Annotated in this window: 16 protein-coding genes; 6 read left to right on the forward strand and 10 right to left on the reverse strand. The window is 75.2% G+C overall.

Features of this window, described 5'->3' with window-relative positions; translation table 11 throughout:
* Positions 1 to 15 precede the first annotated feature (15 nt).
* Both O2W17_RS18565 and O2W17_RS18570 read left to right on the forward strand, forming a co-directional pair.
* On the forward strand, positions 16 to 753 hold the full coding sequence (locus O2W17_RS18565; RefSeq protein ID WP_269193929.1) for an HpcH/HpaI aldolase family protein: 738 nt from the start codon (positions 16 to 18) through the stop codon (positions 751 to 753).
* A gap of 91 nt (positions 754 to 844) precedes the next feature.
* Positions 845 to 1,150, forward strand: a complete 306-nt coding sequence (locus O2W17_RS18570) for a hypothetical protein (RefSeq protein ID WP_269193930.1) — start codon at positions 845 to 847, stop codon at positions 1,148 to 1,150.
* 16 nt (positions 1,151 to 1,166) lie between these two features.
* Here the strand turns inward: O2W17_RS18570 and O2W17_RS18575 are convergent, their stop codons facing one another.
* Complete coding sequence (locus O2W17_RS18575) at positions 1,167 to 2,465, reverse strand: D-arabinono-1,4-lactone oxidase (protein WP_269193931.1); 1,299 nt, start codon at positions 2,463 to 2,465, stop codon at positions 1,167 to 1,169.
* Positions 2,466 to 2,840: 375 nt separating this feature from the next.
* Positions 2,841 to 3,191, reverse strand: a complete 351-nt coding sequence (locus tag O2W17_RS18580) for a nuclear transport factor 2 family protein (protein WP_269193932.1) — start codon at positions 3,189 to 3,191, stop codon at positions 2,841 to 2,843.
* An 89-nt stretch (positions 3,192 to 3,280) separates the two neighbouring features.
* On the opposite strand from O2W17_RS18580, the gene O2W17_RS18585 reads away from it, so the two are divergent.
* Positions 3,281 to 3,688, forward strand: a complete 408-nt coding sequence (locus O2W17_RS18585) for a hypothetical protein (protein ID WP_269193933.1) — start codon at positions 3,281 to 3,283, stop codon at positions 3,686 to 3,688.
* Positions 3,689 to 3,918: 230 nt separating this feature from the next.
* On the opposite strand, the gene O2W17_RS18590 is transcribed toward O2W17_RS18585, so the two are convergent.
* The 4 genes from O2W17_RS18590 to O2W17_RS18605 form a co-directional block, all read right to left on the reverse strand.
* Entirely contained in the window at positions 3,919 to 4,581 is a 663-nt protein-coding gene (locus O2W17_RS18590; RefSeq protein ID WP_269193934.1) for a hypothetical protein, read from the reverse strand.
* Positions 4,578 to 6,581 carry a multicopper oxidase domain-containing protein gene (locus tag O2W17_RS18595; RefSeq protein ID WP_269193935.1) on the reverse strand — a complete coding sequence of 668 codons (2,004 nt, stop codon included), beginning with the start codon at positions 6,579 to 6,581 and terminating at the stop codon, positions 4,578 to 4,580. The genes O2W17_RS18590 and O2W17_RS18595 overlap by 4 nt, the downstream gene beginning before the upstream one ends.
* Positions 6,582 to 7,098: 517 nt before the next feature.
* Positions 7,099 to 8,691 (reverse strand): hypothetical protein, encoded by a 1,593-nt coding sequence (locus O2W17_RS18600; protein WP_269193936.1) that lies wholly within the window; start codon positions 8,689 to 8,691, stop codon positions 7,099 to 7,101.
* Positions 8,692 to 8,750: 59 nt separating this feature from the next.
* Positions 8,751 to 10,268, reverse strand: a complete 1,518-nt coding sequence (locus tag O2W17_RS18605; protein ID WP_269193937.1) for a sugar transferase — start codon at positions 10,266 to 10,268, stop codon at positions 8,751 to 8,753.
* A 142-nt stretch (positions 10,269 to 10,410) separates the two neighbouring features.
* On the opposite strand from O2W17_RS18605, the gene O2W17_RS18610 reads away from it, so the two are divergent.
* Both O2W17_RS18610 and O2W17_RS18615 read left to right on the forward strand, forming a co-directional pair.
* Positions 10,411 to 11,334: a sulfotransferase family protein gene (locus O2W17_RS18610; RefSeq protein ID WP_269193938.1), complete on the forward strand. Its 924-nt coding sequence runs from the start codon at positions 10,411 to 10,413 to the stop codon at positions 11,332 to 11,334.
* Entirely contained in the window at positions 11,331 to 12,581 is a 1,251-nt protein-coding gene (locus O2W17_RS18615) for a glycosyltransferase (RefSeq protein ID WP_269193939.1), read from the forward strand. Before O2W17_RS18610 ends, O2W17_RS18615 begins: the two co-directional genes overlap by 4 nt.
* On the opposite strand, the gene O2W17_RS18620 is transcribed toward O2W17_RS18615, so the two are convergent.
* The 4 genes from O2W17_RS18620 to O2W17_RS18635 are packed head-to-tail and all read right to left on the reverse strand — an operon-like array spanning position 12,511 to position 17,455.
* Positions 12,511 to 13,725, reverse strand: coding sequence for a glycosyltransferase family 4 protein (locus tag O2W17_RS18620; protein ID WP_269193940.1), 1,215 nt, complete (start codon positions 13,723 to 13,725; stop codon positions 12,511 to 12,513). The two genes, O2W17_RS18615 and O2W17_RS18620, sit on opposite strands and share 71 nt — an antisense overlap.
* Positions 13,722 to 14,648 (reverse strand): sulfotransferase family protein, encoded by a 927-nt coding sequence (locus O2W17_RS18625; RefSeq protein WP_269193941.1) that lies wholly within the window; start codon positions 14,646 to 14,648, stop codon positions 13,722 to 13,724. Before O2W17_RS18625 ends, O2W17_RS18620 begins: the two co-directional genes overlap by 4 nt.
* 3 nt (positions 14,649 to 14,651) lie before the next feature.
* Positions 14,652 to 16,049, reverse strand: coding sequence for a lipopolysaccharide biosynthesis protein (locus O2W17_RS18630; protein WP_269193942.1), 1,398 nt, complete (start codon positions 16,047 to 16,049; stop codon positions 14,652 to 14,654).
* Positions 16,046 to 17,455, reverse strand: a complete 1,410-nt coding sequence (locus O2W17_RS18635; RefSeq protein ID WP_269193943.1) for a hypothetical protein — start codon at positions 17,453 to 17,455, stop codon at positions 16,046 to 16,048. Before O2W17_RS18635 ends, O2W17_RS18630 begins: the two co-directional genes overlap by 4 nt.
* A 152-nt stretch (positions 17,456 to 17,607) precedes the next feature.
* Here O2W17_RS18635 and O2W17_RS18640 point away from each other — a divergent pair, with 152 nt between their 5' ends.
* Positions 17,608 to 18,486: a sulfotransferase gene (locus O2W17_RS18640; protein WP_269193944.1), complete on the forward strand. Its 879-nt coding sequence runs from the start codon at positions 17,608 to 17,610 to the stop codon at positions 18,484 to 18,486.
* The last annotated feature ends 11 nt before the right edge of the window (positions 18,487 to 18,497 follow it).

Consider the following 18,497-nt stretch of genomic DNA (forward strand, 5'->3'; position numbering starts at 1 on the left):
GGAGAGGGAGTCGGGATGGCGATCAGCGAGGTCGAGCTGCGGCAGCGGTGGGCGCGGGGGGAGCCGTGCCACGGCCTGTGGAACAGGCTGCCCGGGGCGGTGACCGGTGCGGTGCTGGCGCGGACCGGCGCCGACTTCGTCGTGGTCGACCTGCAGCACGGGGCCACGGCGGAGGCCGACCTGCCGGGTGCGGCGGCGGCCGTCACGGCGGCGGGCTCGGTGCCCCTGGTCCGCACCCGCAGCTCGCTGTTCGCCGACGTCGGCCGGCCCCTCGACCTCGGCGCCTGCGGCGTCATCGTGCCCAACGTCCGGGACGCCGACCACGCCCGCGAGGTCGTCGCCGCCAGCCGGTACGAGCCGCGTGGCCGGCGGTCGATCGGCCGGCTCTTCGGCGGGGCGGACGAGCCGCTGGTCGTCGTGATGGTGGAGGCGGCGTCCACGCTCGCAGATCTCGACGCCGTGCTGTCCGTGGAGGGGCTGGACGGGGTCTACATCGGCCCGGGCGATCTCGCGCTGTCCCTGCAGCTGACCGGCGCCGACGACCGGGCCGAGCTGCGGGGCGTCCTGTCCTCGATCATCGCCCGGGCCGTCGCGGCGGGGGTCCCCGTGGGGGTCCACGCGCGCAGCGGCGAGGAGGCGGCCGGCTTCGCCGCCGAGGGCGCCACGATCGTGACGGTCGCCGTGGACGACGCCTCCCTCGCGGAGGCCACGGCGCACCACCTGCGGACCGCGCGGAGCGGGGTCAACGGCTGACGCCGCGCGGTCGCGGGGCGGGACTCGATCGGGTCACATCCGGCGCGGATCCGTGTGGCCCGCCGCGGAGCGGGCACGTACTCCTGTCGTGATGTACCGCGCCGCAGCCGCCCTGCCCTACGACGACCGGGACCGGGTGACCGCCGGTCTCCGTGGGCAGCTCCGCGTGATGGCCGCCGCCGCCGGGGCCGACCCGGACTGGTCGACGCTGCGGGTGGAGGGACCCGCCCGCGGCGGGGAGCACCGCGGCACGGGTCTGTCGGAGTGGGCGGCGACCGTCGTGGTCTCCGGCGACCGCTGCCTGCTCGACGACCGTTTGATCGACGCGCTCGTGCCGGCGGCCCCGCGCCGGTCCGCCGCCACCTCGGAGGAGACCTCGCCCCTGCTCGTGGGCTGACCGCGCCGGCCCGCCGTCAGCCGAAGGCGGCCACGGTCCGGTCGAGGTAGTCGTTGCGGAAGGCCCCGCGCGGGTCCCAGCGGCGGACGAGCTCCCGGAAGTCCGGCATCCGGGGGTAGCACCCGGCCAGCTCGTCGGCGCCGGTGGTGAAGAGCTTCCCCCAGTGCGGGCGGGCGCCGTACGGGCGCAGCGCCGCCTCGATCTCGGGCAGCAGCGCCCGCACCCGGTCCTCGTCCGGGAGCCAGGTGAAGTGCAGCGCCAGGACGTCGCCGCCCTGCGCCGGGCTCAGCCACAGCTCGTCCGCCGCCACGGTGCGCAGCTCGCTGACCTGCAGCAGCGGCGCGATCCTCGGGGCGAGCGCGCGCAGCGCGTCGCAGGCGTGCTGCCCGTGCCGGCGGGGCACGAAGTACTCGGTCTGCAGCTCGTCGCCGTTGCTGGGCGTGAACCCGGTGCGGAAGTGCGGCAGCCGCTCGTGCCACTCGCCGGGCAGGCCCAGCTGGTCGGTGAGGTTCTCGACCGGAGTGCCCGGCAGCATGTGCGTCGGCACCGTGGCCGAGCGGGCCCCGAAGAACTCCTCGGGTGCGACGTCGTGCTCGTCGGTGCGCGCCTTGACCCACACCTGGGTCACCTCGTGCCAGTCGGTGAACACGCTCACGCTGTAGGCCGCGTCCGCCACCGCGTCGAAGTCGGCGAACAGCCGGTCCCACGTGAGGCCGACGTAGACGTTGGTGCGGACCTGGAACGTCGGCTGGAACCGCAGCCCGATCCGGGTCACGACCCCGAGCGCGCCGAGGTGGACGACGGCGCCGGCGAACTCCGGGTCCCCGGGCGCGAGGGTCACGAGCTCGCCGTCGGATCGGACCAGCTCCAGGCCCGCCACGGCGGTGCTCAGCGACCCGTTGCGGTTGCCCGAGCCGTGCGTGCCGGTGGCCGTGGCACCGGCGACGGTGATGTGCGGCAGCGAGGCGAGGTTGTGCAGGGCCCATCCGTGCTCGGCCAGGCGCGGCACCAGCTCGCTGTACCGGGCGCCGCCGGTCACCCAGGCGATCCCGCCCGCGCCGTCGGGGGACCGCTCGAGCTCGACGTCCCCGGGCAGCCCGTCGAGGGTCACCAGGTCGGCGGTGCAGTCGGCGATGTCGTTGAAGCAGTGCCGGGAGCCCAGCGCCTTGACCCGCCGGCTCCCGGCCACGATCTCCTGGAGCTCCGCGACGCCGGTCGGCCGGTGCAGCCGCGCCGCCCGGTAGACGACGTTCCCCGCCCAGTTCGTCGCCGGCCGCGCCGCGCCCGCGGGGACAGTGGGCACCGTCTCGTTCATGGTCCGCTCGCGATCTGCTCGGGGGACGCCACGTGCGTGCCGTCCGTCGGGGTCCTCGACGAGGCCTGACTCTGCACCACCGGGCCGCCGGCCCCGACGGGGGAGGAGCCCCGTCCGGCCGTCGGCGACCCGGTCGGCACGTGCATCCGGGTGTGCGGGGGTATGGCCGGGGACATCCGATCGGACGACCTCGGGAGGAACCGGCATGGGACTCGTATCCGGACTGATCAAGGCGAACCTGCTGAAGCGGCTGTTCAGCCGGCTGAGCGGCCGTCGGCGCACGCACTGACGGCCTGACGTGATCCGGCGGGGCCGGTGCCTGTCCGCAGGCACCGGCCCCGCCGTGCGGGCGGGCGGGCGACGCCGGGCCGACTGCTAGCTCTCGACGTCCATGCGATGGACCAGGTCCCCGTCGAAGGTGTAGACGTGGCGGACGTCGGAGCGGTCGAGGACGTAGCCCCCGGGGTCGCGGACCACCTGCCGGACCGCGACCTCGACCGTGCCGTCCGCCCGCTCGGAGATGCGGGTCGGCTGCACGTGCGGGCGGATCTCGGCCCACTGGCGCTCCCAGTAGCCGCGGACGGCGTCGTGCCCGGCGACCCGGCCGCCCTGCCAGCCGTTGGGCCAGTCGACGTCCGGCGCCATGGCCGCCAGCACGGCGTCGATGTCGCGCGCGTTGAAGGCGGCGTAGAGCGCGCGGAGCAGGGTGTGGCGGTCCGCGGTCATGGACGTCTGCCCTCCTGGGACGGTGTCGTGGCCCGATGGTGCACCGGCGAGCGGTGTCCCCGGCGGCCGGACGCTTCAGCGGACGAGGCATGGTGGGGCGATTCGGAGCAGCGACGGCCGAGCAGCAGGTGACCGGGCACGAGGAGGGAACGACCGTGGCGAGGACGACGAGGACCGATGATGCGGCGAAGCTGCTCGAGAAGATCGCTGCCTGGCCCGAGGAGCAGCGGGCGGTCGGCGAGCGGCTGCACGCGCTGGTCGTGGCCGCCGTCCTCGAACTGCGGCCCAGGCTCTACTACGGCCAGCCGGGGTACGCCCGCGGCGGCCCGGTCCTGGTCTTCTTCCGGAACGACGACGGGCTGATCTCGTTCGGGCTCACAGAGAAGGCGAACCGGTCGGCGACCGACCCCCTCGTGGAGTCCGCCTGGTTCGTCAACGCGCTGGACGCCGCTGCGGAGCGGCGGCTCACCGCCGTCGTCCGGACGGCCGCGGGCTGACCCGTCCGCCCGAGGGCCGGGCACCTGCGGGTGCCCGGCCCTCGGGTCCCCCGGCGGCGCCGTCCTCCTACCACGCCGGACAACCGTGCGTGGGGTTCGCCGGCCCCACCTTCGTCCGGCGTCGGACGAGAGGCGACATGGCGGGATTCCGGGGGGCCCGTGCGGTTCCCCGGCGCCACGGTGGTGCCGGGAGGAGGAGACGCGGACGTAGGCGGGGAGGACTGGGGGAGTCAGGCGAGGACGCCGGTGAACCACAGCGCCCAGGCGAGGAGGCCGAGGGTGAGGACGGCGTTCACCGTGCGCCGCCGCCAGGCGGCCGGCTGGAGGGCGGCGAGCGCGGCGACCAGCAGGAGCTCGGCGGCGACGGTGACCGGGCCGAGCACTCCCGGCGCGTGCCGGGCCGGGGCGATCTCGCCGGCCATGGCGACCGGACCAGGGGTGCTGATCGCCACGCCGTCGGAGAGGTCCACCCCGGTCACGGGGTCGATTCCCGGCAGGTGCGCCGCCTCGCCGTGCCCGCCCCCGTGCCCGCCGTCGGACACCGCGAAGGCGTCGAAGGCGCTGGTCGTGTGGGCGACGAGGTAGAGCCCGACCAGCGCCACGGTGCCGGCCAGGGCGAGGGTGACGACGCGCGGTCCCGGTCGCAGACCCGACCAGCTGCTCAGGAGCAGCCAGGCCGCAAGGCCCAGCTGCGCCAGCCCCACCAGCAGGAAGAACCCGACCGCCAGCTCGCCGGCCTCGAGGTGGTCCACCCCGACGACGAGGTGCAGCCCGCCGGCCGCGCCGGCCCCGAGCGCGCCCGCTCCGAGCCACCGGGCGACGGAGCGGTCGCGGCCCGGCGCGGTCGTGGTGCGGACCGGCGCCGGCTCCGCGGTCGTCGTCGGCGCGCTCACGGTGCGCTCGTCGGGGTCGGCGTGGCGCTGGTGGTCGTGGCGGTGGTGGTCGTGGCCGTGCTGGTGGCCGCCGCCTCCGAGGTGGGGGCGGCGCTGGTGGTCGCGGCCTCCGAGGTCGGGGTGCTGGTGGTCGTGGTCTCCGACGCCGGCGCCGTGGTCGTGGCCTCGGCGGTCGCCGTGCTCTCCGGCTCCGTCGTGCTCGTCGGCTCGGTGACGGCGGGCTCCGGGGCCGCCGGCTCCTGCGGGACCAGCGGGGGCGCGGGCAGCGGCTTGGGGGGATCGCTGTTGATCGAGTCGCAGTCGATGTCGTGATGACCCACCTGGTACTGGAACATCATGTCGTGGTCCTCGTGCGACAGGTTGTGGCAGTGGATCATGTAGCGGCCGTCCTCGTGCTCGAACCGCATGAGCAGCCGGACGGTCTCCTCCTCGCCCACGTAGACGACGTCCTTGGGGCCGCGCTCCTCGGGCCGCGGCGGCTGGCTGACGCCGGCCACCGTGCGGCTGAGCACCTTGAAGTCGATCAGGTGGATGTGCAGCGGGTGGAACCAGCCGCTCGAGGTGTTCTCGACGTCCCAGATCTCGATGGCGTCGCGCGGGACGGTGGCGAAGACCCGCTCGTAGTTCGACCTGACGACGTCGTCCCACGTCGTGTCGTTGATCTTCCACAGCCCGTTGCTCCGGTGCAGCTCCATCCTGCGGACCGCCGACCGGTCGGCGGCCTTGAGCGTCATCACCGGGTGCGCAGCCCCCACCGAGTTCGGGGACAGGTTGCCGTCGAAGCTGGTGACCCCGCGGCCGACCTCGAACTGCATTACCTTGCCGGTGTGGTCGAAGTCCCGGGCGTTCTTGACGCCGTCGTTGAGCAGCTGGACCTTGGTGCCCTTGAGGTCCTTGAAGTCGAGGATGAACTCGAGGCGCTCGGCCATGCCGATGGTGAACTCGGTGACGGTCTGGGCGGCCTGCATGAAGCCGCCGTCGGTCGCGATCACCTTGAACGGCATGCCGTTGCTCATCCGCAGCTTGTAGCCGCGCGCCAGTGAGCCGTTGAGCATCCGGAACCGGTACTTGCGCGGCTCGACCTTCATGTTCGGCCACGGCACGCCGTTCACCAGGATCACGTCGCCGTAGAGACCCGACTCGTTGTCGTCGTCGAACATCAGCTGGCCGGTCGAGGTGAACATGACGTCGCTGAGGATCAGCGGGAACTCGTACTGCGGCTTGCCGTCGGCGGCCTTCTGCCGGTCCCAGCGCGGGATGCCCAGGCCGATCTCCAGCTCCTCGTCGACGACGTGGTACTGCGCGGCCAGGCCCATGTACACGTTCTGCGCGGTGTGGTGCACGCCGTGGTCGTGGTACCAGAGGGTCCGCGGTGAGCAGCTGTTCGGGTACTGGTAGTTCTTCCACTCGCCCGGGTGGGTCAGGTCGCCGGCGTAGCCGTCGAACTGCGGCTTGGACGGCGAACCGTGCAGGTGGGTCGACGTCCACGGGATGTAGCCCAGCGTGGGGTGGCGCTTGGGCAGCTCGTTGAGCACCTGCATGACGGTGCGCCGGGGGATCTTCCGGCCCGGGTTGTCGGGGTCGGGCTGCAGGTAGGTGCGGATCGTCGGTCCGGGGACGGACTTGTTGTAGCCCCACATCTTCGTCCAGAGGCCGGGGACGATCTGCACCTGCACGTTGGTCTGCGTGACGCGGTAGTAGTCGGTGCCCAGGTACTCCGAGCCCAGGATCGGCTCGCCGGGGTAGTGGGCGTTCCCCGGCACGGGCACGTAGTCGTCCGGCACGTGCCCGAAGACGTTGCTGCGCACGTCGTCCCGGACGGTCGGCGTCAGCACGGGAGGCGCCTTGAAGGCGGCCGCGTACGGCGTGGGCAACCGGCTCTCGTCGAGGTCGGATGCCGACGCCGCGGACACCACGCCCTGGAGGGGCAGGGCGAGTGCGGCGGTGCCCGCCGCAGACAGCTTCAGCACGTCACGTCGGTTCAGGCTGGGCGTTTCCATCGGTACAGCTCCTCGGCAAGTCCCCTTGTGGCAGGGGAAATGCTTCTGGTTCCGCCACACGCGCCACAGCCGCACCGAGGGGGTGGGGAACTCCCACCATTTGGGGGGTGCATTACGCGACACGCATTCGGAATGACTGGGTGCGAGCGAGCCATTTCCCTGCGTTCCCGATCCGCGCGCATCCGGGGCTGACCTGCGCCATCGCCCGGTCCGGCGGCGTCGCCGCGCCGGGCCCGCGCAGCTGCGGGAACCGCTGCGGCGTTCCTGACTTTCGGTCAGGACGGTCGGACAACGGGTGACGCAACGGTATTGATCGGTGGTGGTGGAATGGCGAGAGGAATGGCTCGGCGCAGCGGCTGCGACGTCGCCGTCGCCGTGCGTCCCGGGACGTGGCAGGGCGTGCGCAGGGGTGGCCGGAGGCACGCTGCTGGGGGCGCCGCTACCCGGCACCGGGCACCGGGCAGCGGCGTGCGGGGTCCCGCCGGGGCCGCGGGACCGGGGCGGCGGACCGGCGGGGTCAGGCGCCGAGGTTGCCGATCAGGACGGTGTCGCCGGCGCGGTCGGTGACCGGCTCGGTGTGGTCGAGCCCGGTGAAGTCGTTGCCCTCGATGGCGACCCCGCTCGACGTGGGCGACACCCGGATCGCCCGCGCGGTGGAGGCCCCCGCGGCCTGCTCGAAGGTCGAGCCGGCCACCCGGGCCCCGGAGACGCCGAGGAGGTCGACCGCCCACAGGCTCTCCAGACCGGTGAAGCGGCAGTTCTCCACCGACAGCGCCGTCACCTCGGTGACCGGGCCGACCACGAGCAGCCGCTTGCCGGGGGCGCCGACGAACGTGCAGTCGGAGAAGCGCGGCCGGTCGGTGCCGTCCACCACGACGGTCGTCGGTGCCGCCCCCGACGGGGCGGTGAACGTGCACCCGTCGAAGGTCAGGCCGCTGATGTTCGGGCCGCCGACCCGCAGCGGGCTGTTCACGGCGGCGAGGACGTCGGTGCGGGTGAACGTCACGTCGCGGATCGCGCCCTGGGACGCCGCATCGGTCTGCACCCGGATCTCCTGGGTGGACGCGTCCTCGGCACCGGACATGTCGACGGTGCAGTCGGTGAAGGTGACCCGCTCGATGGCGCCGCGGCTGTGGGTGTTCTTGACGACGATGCCCCGGTTGGCGGCCGAGCCGTGGCAGTCGCGGAACGAGCAGTCCGACACCGACGCGTCCATGTCGGTCGTCCCGGGCTCGCCACCGGTGAACTCGAGCAGCGCGACCATGAACCGGCTCACCGAGCTCGCCCCGGTGCACCCGTCGAAGCTGCCGCGGACGATGCTGCGGTTGTAGAGCGAGGGCTCGGCCTCCGGGTTGCCGATCGGCACGAACTGGTAGCAGTCGTCCCCGGACTCGACGTGGCACCCGGTGCCGAGGAAGTCGGCACCACCGAACACCCGGATCCCGCCCGTGCCGGTCTCCTGCGCGCTGTTCCGGACGGTGACCTGGTGGATGCGGCCGCGGTCGCCGCTGTACATGATCGCCTGACCGCCGGCGTAGGTGTCGATGGTGAAGTCGCTCAGCAGCACGTCGTGGCCGTAGAGCCCGATCACCACCCCGGTCCGGGTGTGGTCCCGGGCGCCGATCGTCCCGGTCCCGGTGATCCGCACCCCGCTCGACGGCACGGCCAGGTCGGCGTTGCGGAGGAAGGCGTCCTGCAGGCCGACGGGCGCCGCCCAGTCCTTCAGCAGCAGCGACCCCCGTGCGAGGTGCAGCTGCGCGCCCGGGGGCACGGAGAGGCCGGCCGTGCAGCGGTACACCCCGCGGGGCACCACGCCGACGACCCCACGGCGGGCGCTGGCGTCGATCAGCCGCTGCACCGCCCTCGTGTCGTCGTCCCGGCCGTTGCCCTCCGCGCCGAAGTCGCGCAGGTCCAGTACGTCGTCGTCGTCGCCGCGCAGGGCCAGCGGCGTGGCACCGGCCGGCGGGGAGGTGGACGAGGAGAGCCCGGCGAGCACCGGGGCGGTGAGTCCGGCGCCGCCGAGCAGCAGGAGCCCGCGCCGGCTCAGCGACGGGCCGGCCGGCCGCTCGCGGCCGGCGGTGGAGCCGGTGTCGGTGTCGTGCTCGCGCATGGGTTTTCTCGTCTCGGGACGCCTCCACCGGCCGCGGCCGGTGAAGGCACAGGGGTGGGTCAACTGCTGGTCACCGTGCGGACGGCCGTGTGGAGAGCCTGCCGCTGCACGGCGGCGGTGGTACGGATCAGGATGACGACGTCGCGCCAGAGCGACCACTGCTCGATGTACGCGTTGTCGAACCGGGCCCGCTCCTCGATGGAGGTGTCCCCGCGCAGGCCGTGGATCTGGGCCCAGCCGGTGAGGCCGACGGCCAGCCGGTGGCGGTCGCGGTAGCCGTGCACCGAATCGGCGAACTGGGCGGCGTAGGTGCACTCCTCCGGCCGCGGGCCGACGAGGGACATGTCGCCGCGCAGGATGTTCCACAGCTGGGGCAGCTCGTCGAGGCTGGTCCGCCGCAGCACGTTCCCGAGGCGCGTCTGCCGCTGCTCGACGTCGACCTGCCGGGCGTGCATGGTCGTCCGCGTCGAGCCGCTCGTCCGGGGCCCGTCGGCCGGCTGCTGCGCCGCGGGCACCCGCAGGGTGCGGAACTTGAGGATCTCGATCCGCGCGTCGCCGTGCCCGGTGCGCGGCTGCCGGAACAGGACCGGGCCGGGGCTGCTGATCCGCACCGCCGCGGCGAGCAGCGCCATGACCGGCGAGAGCAGGGTGAGCGCCACCCCCGAGACGGCGACGTCGATCACCCGCTTCACCCGCCGGGCGCCCCGGCGCAGCGCGGCCCGGCGCACCCGGTGCAGCGGGATGCCCCACAGGTCCTCGATGTCCGGGCCGCCCGGGGACATGCCGACGTCGAAGAACCGCGGGACGACGTAGACCTCGACGTCGCGCAGCGCCGCGCTGCGCACCAGGTCCACGAGCTCGGCCTCGCGGGTGGGGCCGTAGGCGACGACGACCTTGCGCACGCCGTAGGTGTCGAGGACCAGGTCCAGGTCCTCCAGGTGGCCCAGCGGCTCGCGCTCGTCGAGCGGGCTGCCGTCGGTGAGGAACCCGACGCCGCGGAGGCCGAACTCGGGGTGCTCCTGCATCGTGGCCAGCAGCTGCATCCCCAGCCGGCCACCCCCGACGACCAGGGTGAGCTCCTCGACGACCCGGTGCCGCCGCGCGCTGCGGACGGCCGCGTAGCCGAGGCCGCGGCCGATCACGACGCACGGCACGGCCCATGCCGCGTGCAGCGCCAGGTCACCTGCCGCCGAAGAGGCGAAGGGTGCGACCAGGAGCAGCGCCACGCCCACGCGGGGGAGGAGCCGGGGGGCCTCGTCGAGGGCGGAGAGGGTGATCCGCGGGCGGTGGGCGCCCGAGCACGCCAGCACGAGGAGGGCGACGACGACGAACGCGGCACCGGCGCGGACCGCCCCGCCCGGCCAGGCCATCGGCAGCGCCAGCGCGACGGCGTCCAGGACGAGCAGCCCGGCGCGGACCACGGGTGCGGAGTCGCGGACCTCGCGCTCGGGCAGGTGCAGATCGGCGGCCGAACCGAGGGCGTCGGGATCCGACGCGGGGCGGACATCGGCGAGGATCCGCCTGAGCGGCTCCGGACGCCGGCTGGTCCGGCCCTGCTCGTACGACACCTCGGTCATCCGGCTCCTGTCTCCGTGGTCTGCTGACAGGGTCCGGACTTGCCGGGGCCGGGGACACCGCCACCCGTGGGTGCGCCGGCCCCCCAAATCAGGGGGTCGCACGCCGGCCGCCGCCGGGGCCGGCGCCGGTAGCATCCCGCCGGTGGCGGCGGCGGCGAACTTCCTGGTCATCGGGGCGGCGCGGAGCGGGACGACCGCACTCACCTCCTTCCTCCGCGAGCACCCGGACGTCTTCGTCGCCACTCCGAAGGAGCCGCACTTCCTCGCCTTCCCCGGTGGCGGCCCGCACTTCGCCGGGGTGGGCGACGACGACCTGGTCAACCGGTCCGCGGTGCGCGGCGAGGAGGCGTGGCGGCGGCTGTTCGAGGGCCGCTCCGAGGCGCGTCTCGGCGAGGGGTCGGTGACCACGCTGGCCTACCCCGACGCCTCCATCCCCGCCATCGAGCGGTACTGCGCGCCCGGGTGCCGGCTCGTGGTCTGCCTCCGGGACCCGGTCGACAGGGCGTTCTCCAGCTGGCTGTACCTGCGGTCCCGCGGCCACGACGCCGGGACGTTCGAGGAGTGCCTGGCCGCCGAGGAGCAGCGCACCCGGGACGGGTGGAGCCACATGTGGCAGCTGGCCCGCCTCAGCCGATACGCCGAGCAGCTCGCGCCGTTCGCCGCCGCCTTCGGCGACCGCCTGCTCGTCGTCGTCCAGGAGGACTTCGCCGCGGACCCGGCCGGTCAGCTGCGGCGGGTGCTGCAGTTCCTGGAGGTGGACCCGGACGTCGACATCGACCCGACGCGCCGGGTGAATGCGGCGGGCCTGCCGCGCAGCCGGGCGGTCGCCTCCGCGCTGAACGGCCTGCGCCGCTCCCCGTCCTTGCGGCGGCTGGTCACCGCGGCCGTGCCGGCGCGGCAGCGGGAGCGGATCCGCTCGGCGAACCTGGACCCGATGGCGGTCGACCCCGCGACGCGGGCCCGGCTGGCCGCCTCCCTCGCCGACGACGTCACCGACCTGCAGGCGCTGCTCGGGCCCCGGCTGTCGAGGTGGCCGACGGCGGCGCACCTGGAGGGACGGGCATGAGCGGACGGGTCAAGGTCCTGCAGCTGACCGGGATCACCGTCGGCGGGTCGGCCGAGCACCTGCTCCAGCTGGCGACCCTGCTGCCCCCGGACCGGTTCGAGACCACGATCGCGCTCTCCGGCGGTGGCCCGCTGGACGACGCCGTCCGGGCGAGCGGGCTCCCCGTGCTCGACTACGCCCCCTCCCACGGCGCCGGTCACTTCAAGCAGGCGACGCCGGACGGGCCGGCGGAGCTCCTCCGCCAGTTCCTGCGGATCCGGGCACACATCCGCCGCTCCGGCTACGACGTGGTGCACACCCACACCTCGGTGGCCGGCGCCATGGGCCGGGTGGCGGCCTGGTCCGCCGGCACGCCGGTCCGGGTGCACATGCTGCACGCCTACGCCGGGCACGCCGGGGTGCCGCAGCCCAGGCGCTCGCTGTACCGGACGGCCGAGCGCGTCCTCGGCCTGTTCACCACGCACTACGTCGCCGGCTCGCGGTTCATCCGCGACGTCGGCGTCCGCTCCCGCCTGTTCCGGCCCCGGGACTGCACGGTGATCCCGTACTCCACCCGGATGGCCGTGGGCGACGCGACCGCGGCCGACCGGTCCCGCCTGCGGGCGGAGCTGGGCCTGCCCCCGGACGCACCGCTGGTCGCACTGGTCGGTCGGATCGAGGACCAGAAGGGCGTGGACCTGCTGGTCCGGGCGGTCCCCGCGGTGCTCGCCCGGGTGCCGGGCGCCCACGTCGTCGTCGTCGGTGACGGCACCCGGCGGGCGGCGGTCGAGGCGCTGGCCGGCGAGCTGGGGGTCAGCGACCGCGTGCACGTCACCGGGTGGCGGCACGACCTCGCCGACGTGATGCGGGGGATCGACGTCCTCGCCCTGCCGTCGCGCTGGGAGGCGTTCGGCATCGTCAACCTGGAGGCGATGGCGGCGGCCCGGCCCGTGGTCGGCTTCGCCGTCGAGGGGATCCCGGAGGTCGTCGTCGCCGGGGAGACCGGGCTGCTGTCGCCGGCCGGCGACGTGGACGTGCTGGCGCGCGACCTGGTGCGCGTGCTGACCGACCCCGAGCTGGCCGCCCGGCTCGGCGCCGCGGGACGGCGGCGCTTCGTCGAGCACTTCGCGCCGGAGCGGATGGTGCAGGCGCACGTCGAGCTCTACGACCGGCTGCTGGCCCGGCGGCGCGACCGGGTCAGCCGGCGGCGGCCCGTCCTGGACCGGCTGCGCCGTCCGGGGGGAGCACGCCGCGGACCAGCCGGCTGAAGGTGCGGCCGAGGTCCTCGGCCCGGTAGTGGGCGCGGATGAGGGCGGCGCCCGCGGCGCCCATCGCCGCGCGCCCGTCCGGGGACAGCGCCGCCAGCTCGGTGATCCGTTCCCGGACCGACGCCGGGTCCCCGGTCCGGGCCAGCAGGCCGTCCCGGCCGGGCTCGAAGACCGGTGGCCGCCCCGAGCAGTCGGTGAAGACCGTCGGGCAGCCGGCGGCCATCGCCTCCATGACCGCGAGCGGCAGCGCGGGGCCCTCCCACCGGGCGGTGTGCACGTACCCGTCGGCCGCGGCGAGCAGCCGGGCGACGTCGTCCCGCCAGCCGAGGAAGGTGACGGTGCCCGCCAGGCCGAGCTCGCGGACCTGCCGGCGCAGGGACGTCGCGTAGTCCTGTGTCCGCCGGGCAGCGACGGAGTCCCCGGCCGAGCCCACCAGGGCCACCCGCACCGGTGCGGGCAGGCCGGCGAGCGCCGCCAGCAGCACGTCCTGGCCCTTCTGCGGGTCCAGCCGGCCCACGTTGAGCAGCAGCAGGTCGTCCTCACCGGCCCCCATCTCCGCCCGGAGCCGGGCCCGCTCCGCGGCGGCCGGCCGGGCCGGGGGAGCGACCACGATGCCGTTGGGGAGGACGACGGTCCGCTCGGCCGGCACGCCGAAGCCGGTCATCTCGTCGCGCACGACGGCGGAGGTGCAGACGGCCAGCGTCGTCGCCCGGGCGACCACGGCCCGGTAGCTGCGCCGCTTGAGGGCGGCCAGCGGCCGCGGCCCCCAGAAGTGGTGCTGGTTCTGCACCATGAGCACCCCGGGGACACCGGCGCGGGCCGCGGCGAGCAGCGCCGGGGCGCGGTCCCGCTGGTTGACCCCGATGACGCAGCGCCCGCCCTCGCGGCGCACCCGGTCGGCCAGGGCCGGGACCAGGCGGGGGTCCCAGGGCCGCTCGAGCCGCTCCTCCAGCACGGTCGCGACGCCGAGGGCGGCCATGTCGGGCAGGACGCTCGGGCCCGCGCGGGGGACCGGGCCGTGCACCAGGGTCAGCTCGAAGCCGTCGGCACGCAGCGCCCGCGCGAACTCCAGCGCCATCTTGGCCGCGCCCGTGCGGTCGGGCAGCCGCAGGGTCATGACCAGCCGGCCGGCGGAGCCGGTCACGGGGCGCCGCCCGCCGGCCGGTCCGGCGACCGCCACGCGGCCACGTCCAGACCGGTGAGCTGCTCGAGCAGGTCCAGGTCCGGGGCGAAGCGTGCGACCAGCGCGCGCCGGGTCTCCGGGCGGTAGCCGATCCGCACGATGTTCCCGGCGACGATCCGCCGCCGCAGCGCCCGGCGCACCGACGTCGGGACGACGGGGGCGAGCAGCTTCTTGAGTGGGTGGTGCGTGCTGACCACCCGGCCGAGGAACCGGCTGCGCGGCTCCCCGGAGCGGTGCGGATCCGGCGCGACCGTGCGGGGGACCGGCGGCACCCCGAGGTGGGCGTACACCCGGGCGAGCACGGCGTCGGGGTCGGCGGTCAGGTCCTCGTGCCGCAGCACCAGCAGCTGCTCCCGCGGGAAGACCTCCAGCACCCGCTGCAGCTGCTCGCCGTACCGGCTCATCGCCGTGTAGTGCCAGATGTGGTGCCACCCCGCGGCGATCCGGCGCTCCTCGTCCCGCAGCGCCTCCTCGAAGGTCGGGCACGGCTCCCACCCGCGGGTGCGCATGAAGCCGTAGGCCGACAGCGCCCGGTCCACCGGGTCGCGCAGGACGCACACCAGCCGCGCGTCGGGGGCCATCTCGCGGATGCGGGCCGCCGCCTCCGGCGAGTACATCGTCGAGACCGACGCCTCCCCGCGGAGCTGGCCGGGCCGGGCGTCCCGGTACAACCGCAGGTAGGCGTCCCGGTCGGGCACCGCGAGCCGGTTGATCGTCTGCCGGTCACCGGGCCCGGTGAACGCCGGCGTCGTCCCGGCCAGCGCGAAGTAGTGCGGCTCCTTGGGCTCGGTGAGGAACAGCCCGGGGTGCTCGGCGAGGTACTGGTACAGCGCCGTCGTGCCCGATCGTGCTGCGCCGATGACGAGGAACTGCGGTCCGGGCATGCCTCACCTCCTGGTCGGGTGCGCGGTCGTGCGGATGCCGAGCGACCGGGAGGCCGCCCGGGCGAGGTGCAGGTTGCGCGCGCTCATGGCCACCGCGGCGGCCGCGGCCACGCCGGTGCCGCCCCAGGCCGAGCCCCACCAGACCGCCAGCCCCGCGAAGGCCGCCGCCGCGGCCAGGGCGCTGACGGCGACGGTGCGCTGCCGGCCGGCGTGGGAGAGCACGACCGAGCACGGCCCGGTCCAGGCGTTGACGACGACGCCGGCGCTCATCACCAGCGCCGGGACGAGGGCGGCCGCGTACGGCGGCCCGAACAGCGCCGGCAGCAGCAGGGAGCCGGTCGCGGCGAGCAGGACGACCGCCGCCGCGGTCGCGGCGGTCGACCAGACCGCGAACCGCCGGACCGGCTCCTGCAGCGCGGTCAGCCGGCCGGCGCCCGAGGCGGCGGCGATCCGCGGGGCGAGGGTGCGCACGCCGATGGCGGTCGGTACGGCGACCAGCACCGCGATCCGCACTGCCACCGCGAAGACGGCCACCTCCTCGACCGGCGCGACCACGGCGAGCAGCCAGACGCCGGACTGCGGCAGGGTGACCGACGCCAGGGTGGCGAGGGCGAACGCGCGGCCCGAGCGCAGCAGCCGCCACGGCGACCCGCTGCCGGCCGCGCTCCCGATCGCCCCCGAGGGCGCCTCCCGGGCCGGCCCGTCGTCGGGCACCCGGCGGGCCGCGTGCCGGCCGGCGGCGTCCGGACCGGTGTCGCGGGCCAGGAGCAGCAGGGCGGCGAGGACGACCGCCGTCTCGACGGCGACCGTCCACGCCACGGCGGCCCGCGCCGACAGGGTGGCGGCGGCGCCGGCCGCCCCGAGCAGGAGCACCCCGACGAGGACCACCCGGCGGACGTGCTCGCCGAACACCAGGGCCAGCCCGAACCGGGCCCGGGCCCGCAGCACGTTGACCAGCACCGGGCCCAGGGCCGCCGCCGGCAGCCAGAGCGCCACCAGCAGCACCAGCGGCCGGTAGGCCGCGGGCGGGGTGCCGGCCGCGGCGGTCGCCGGCCCGATCGCCCACTGCCAGAGCGCGGCGGTGACCAGCACGCCGACGGTCTGCGCGAGCACCAGCCGGCGCAGCAGGGCCGCGTGCGTGCGCCGCGCGCGCTGGGCGACGGCGACCGTGGCCACCTGGGTCAACCCGAACTGGGCGAGGACCGCCAGGAAGGCCAGCCAGCTCAGCGCCCAGGACAGCGCGCCGAACTCGGCCGTCGGCAGCACGCGCGCGCCGACCACCGCGACGAGCAGGGCGCTGACGACGGCGGCCAGCTGGCCGACCGCGACCAGCACCGTGTCCCGGCGGAGTGCGCGGTGCTCGGCGGCGGGCCCGCGGTCGTCGGTGAGCGGGGAGGTCACCGGGCGGGCGCCGTCGGTTCGGCCCGGGCGTCGCCGGCCCCCTCCGGCTGCGGGTGCGCCGGGGAGGTCTCCCCGTCCCCGCGCTCCCGCCGGAGGAAGAGGTTGACCAGCACGGTGAAGGCGATGATCGGCAACCCGATGGCCACCCACTTCGGTGCCGACGTCGCCCACACGCCCCCGGGGAACACCCGGATCAGGAAGACCAGGCTGAAGCCCCAGACCAGCGGATCGCGCAGGAACCGGCGGAACGCGAACTGACCGGCCCGGGCGACCAGACCGCTGAGCAGCCCGCCGAGGACCACGCCGGGGTGGCCGAGGTTCACGTACCAGTCGCCCACCGGGGTGGCCGGGAAGCCGTTGTTGCGGTCGATGTAGGTCTGGGCCAGCTGCACCGCGGGGGAGACGAACGGGTCCTGCGGGCCGACCAGCAGCGAGGGCGCCGCGGCGACCGACCCGTCGACGAAGTCGGCGCCACCGGTGAAGTCGAACCGGTCGGGCCAGTCGTCGAGGTAGAGCAGCAGCGCGTCGTAGAAGGTGTTGTTCGTGGCGACCGCGACCTGGCGGACGGTGCCCTGCCCCTCGATCGTCGGCGCCAGGTCCCCCCACAGCACGGTGTCGCGGGCGGCGCGCAGCGTGAAGGCCAGCGCCAGCGCGAGCACCGGCACCAGCAGGAACCGGAGGCGCCAGCGCGGGTCGCGCAACCACTGCCCGTCGGGGCGGCGGGCGGCCCGGCGCCCGGTCCGGCCGAAGATCAGCCCGCCGGCGAGGAGGGCGACGGCGGAGAGCACCGGGACGTCGCGGGCCCCCCACGTCCAGCTGAGGTAGCCGTTGAGGACGACGAGCCCGAGGACGAGCAGCCGCTGCGGCCCGGCCCGGCGCACCGAGAAGAAGGCGGCGACACCGAGGAGCGCGGCGAGCAGGGGGATGCTCCGCAGCGCCCGGCTGTCGGCGATGTCACGGTCGACCTTCGACGCCTGCAGCAGACCGGCGGGACCGCCGTACCGGACCCACAGCGCCGCGGTCGCGACCGTGGCGGCGGCGGTCAGCACGACGGCGAGGACCACCAGCGTCCGCGCGGGCAGCGGGCCGCGGGGCTGCGGGAACAGCAGCGACGCGGGGCGGACGAGCGGGGTCAGGAAGCGGGCACCGGCCCACAGCGCCAGCAGGAACAGCACGACGACCGCCTGGCCGCGGAGCAGGAGGAGCTCGGTGTCCCGCTCGGCGAACAGCAGCGTGGGGAACGGGCTGTCCAGACCCAGGGCCAGCACCAGCGGCCGCCACAGCAGTTGCAGCGCCAGGTAGTAGAGGACCAGCGCCATCGCGTCCAGCGGATGACGGACGAGATCGCGGTAGACCAGCGCCCACACGGCGACGGACGCGGTCACCGCGAGGAGGGGCACGATCACGACCGCGCTCCCGCGTCCTGCGAGGGGCCCACCGCATCCTCCGACCGTCGCCGTCCCTCGACGGCGGCACGAGGCGCGAGGCTAACCCAGCGGAGCCGCATTGCGGCCATCAGCGGTTCCGCGACCCGGTCCGCGCCCCTAGCATCCCTCGGATGCGCCCGGGCCCGAAGCTGATGATCGTCGGTGCGCCCAAGAGCGGGTCCACCGCGCTGTTCCGCTATCTCGCCGAGCACCCGGACGTGCACGGTCACGTGCACCGGGAGATGCCCTTCTTCGGCCGCGACGACGAGTTCGCCCGCGGCTGGGAGCACGCCGTCGAGAAGTACTTCCCGCCGGAGGCGGAGCACGCGCCGCTGGTCGCCAAGCACACGATGGCGATGTACGACCCGAGCGCGGTGCGCCGCATCGTCGACACCACCCCGGCGGTGGTGGTCGCCGTCCTCCGCAACCCCGTGCCGCGCGCGTACTCGCACTTCCACTACGCCCGGCTGCGGGGCTGGGAGGACGCGCCCACCTTCGAGGAGGGGCTGGCGCGGGAGGCACACCGGACGGTCAGCGCACCGCCCCGGGCCCGGGACCTGCAGTACGTCGGCAACGGGATGTACGCCCCGCACGTTCGGGCGCTGCGCGAGCTCGTGCCGCCCGAGCGGCTGCGCATCCACCTCGCCGACGACCTGCGCGAGGGCGCCGCCCGGATCTGCGCCGAGCTGTTCGAGCTGGCCGGGCTGGCGCCCTACGAGCCGGACGTGACGAGGAGCCACAACGAGGGGCGGTCGGCCCGGTCGGCGCGCTTCGCCCGGGCCTTCCTCGCGGCGCAGCGGCCCGGCAGCCCGGTCCGCCGGCTGGTCGCGCGGGTCCCGAGCCGCACGCTCTACCGCGTCCGCCACGTGGTCAACCGGCTCAACGAGGGCCCGGCGTCGATCCCGCCCATGGCCCCGGCGACCGCCGCCCGGCTGCGCGCGGTGTTCGCCGGACCCAACGCCGCCCTCGAGGGCGAGCTCGGGCGGTCCCTGGGCGCGTGGGAATCGTGATGCGAGGAAGC

The organism is Blastococcus sp. VKM Ac-2987 (assembly GCF_026967805.1).
In the GTDB taxonomy this organism is placed as follows: Bacteria; Actinomycetota; Actinomycetes; order Mycobacteriales; family Geodermatophilaceae; genus Blastococcus.

Excerpts from the sequence above, each read along its gene's own strand:
- O2W17_RS18565 (WP_269193929.1), top strand. The coding sequence starts at position 16 with ATGGCGATCAGCGAGGTCGAGCTGCGGCAGCGGTGGGCGCGGGGGGAG.
- O2W17_RS18570 (WP_269193930.1), top strand. The coding sequence starts at position 845 with ATGTACCGCGCCGCAGCCGCCCTGCCCTACGACGACCGGGACCGGGTG.
- O2W17_RS18575 (WP_269193931.1), bottom strand. The coding sequence starts at position 2,465 with ATGAACGAGACGGTGCCCACTGTCCCCGCGGGCGCGGCGCGGCCGGCG.
- O2W17_RS18580 (WP_269193932.1), bottom strand. The coding sequence starts at position 3,191 with ATGACCGCGGACCGCCACACCCTGCTCCGCGCGCTCTACGCCGCCTTC.
- O2W17_RS18585 (WP_269193933.1), top strand. The coding sequence starts at position 3,281 with ATGGTGGGGCGATTCGGAGCAGCGACGGCCGAGCAGCAGGTGACCGGG.
- O2W17_RS18595 (WP_269193935.1), bottom strand. The coding sequence starts at position 6,581 with ATGGAAACGCCCAGCCTGAACCGACGTGACGTGCTGAAGCTGTCTGCG.
- O2W17_RS18600 (WP_269193936.1), bottom strand. The coding sequence starts at position 8,691 with ATGCGCGAGCACGACACCGACACCGGCTCCACCGCCGGCCGCGAGCGG.
- O2W17_RS18605 (WP_269193937.1), bottom strand. The coding sequence starts at position 10,268 with ATGACCGAGGTGTCGTACGAGCAGGGCCGGACCAGCCGGCGTCCGGAG.
- O2W17_RS18615 (WP_269193939.1), top strand. The coding sequence starts at position 11,331 with ATGAGCGGACGGGTCAAGGTCCTGCAGCTGACCGGGATCACCGTCGGC.
- O2W17_RS18625 (WP_269193941.1), bottom strand. The coding sequence starts at position 14,648 with ATGCCCGGACCGCAGTTCCTCGTCATCGGCGCAGCACGATCGGGCACG.
- O2W17_RS18640 (WP_269193944.1), top strand. The coding sequence starts at position 17,608 with ATGCGCCCGGGCCCGAAGCTGATGATCGTCGGTGCGCCCAAGAGCGGG.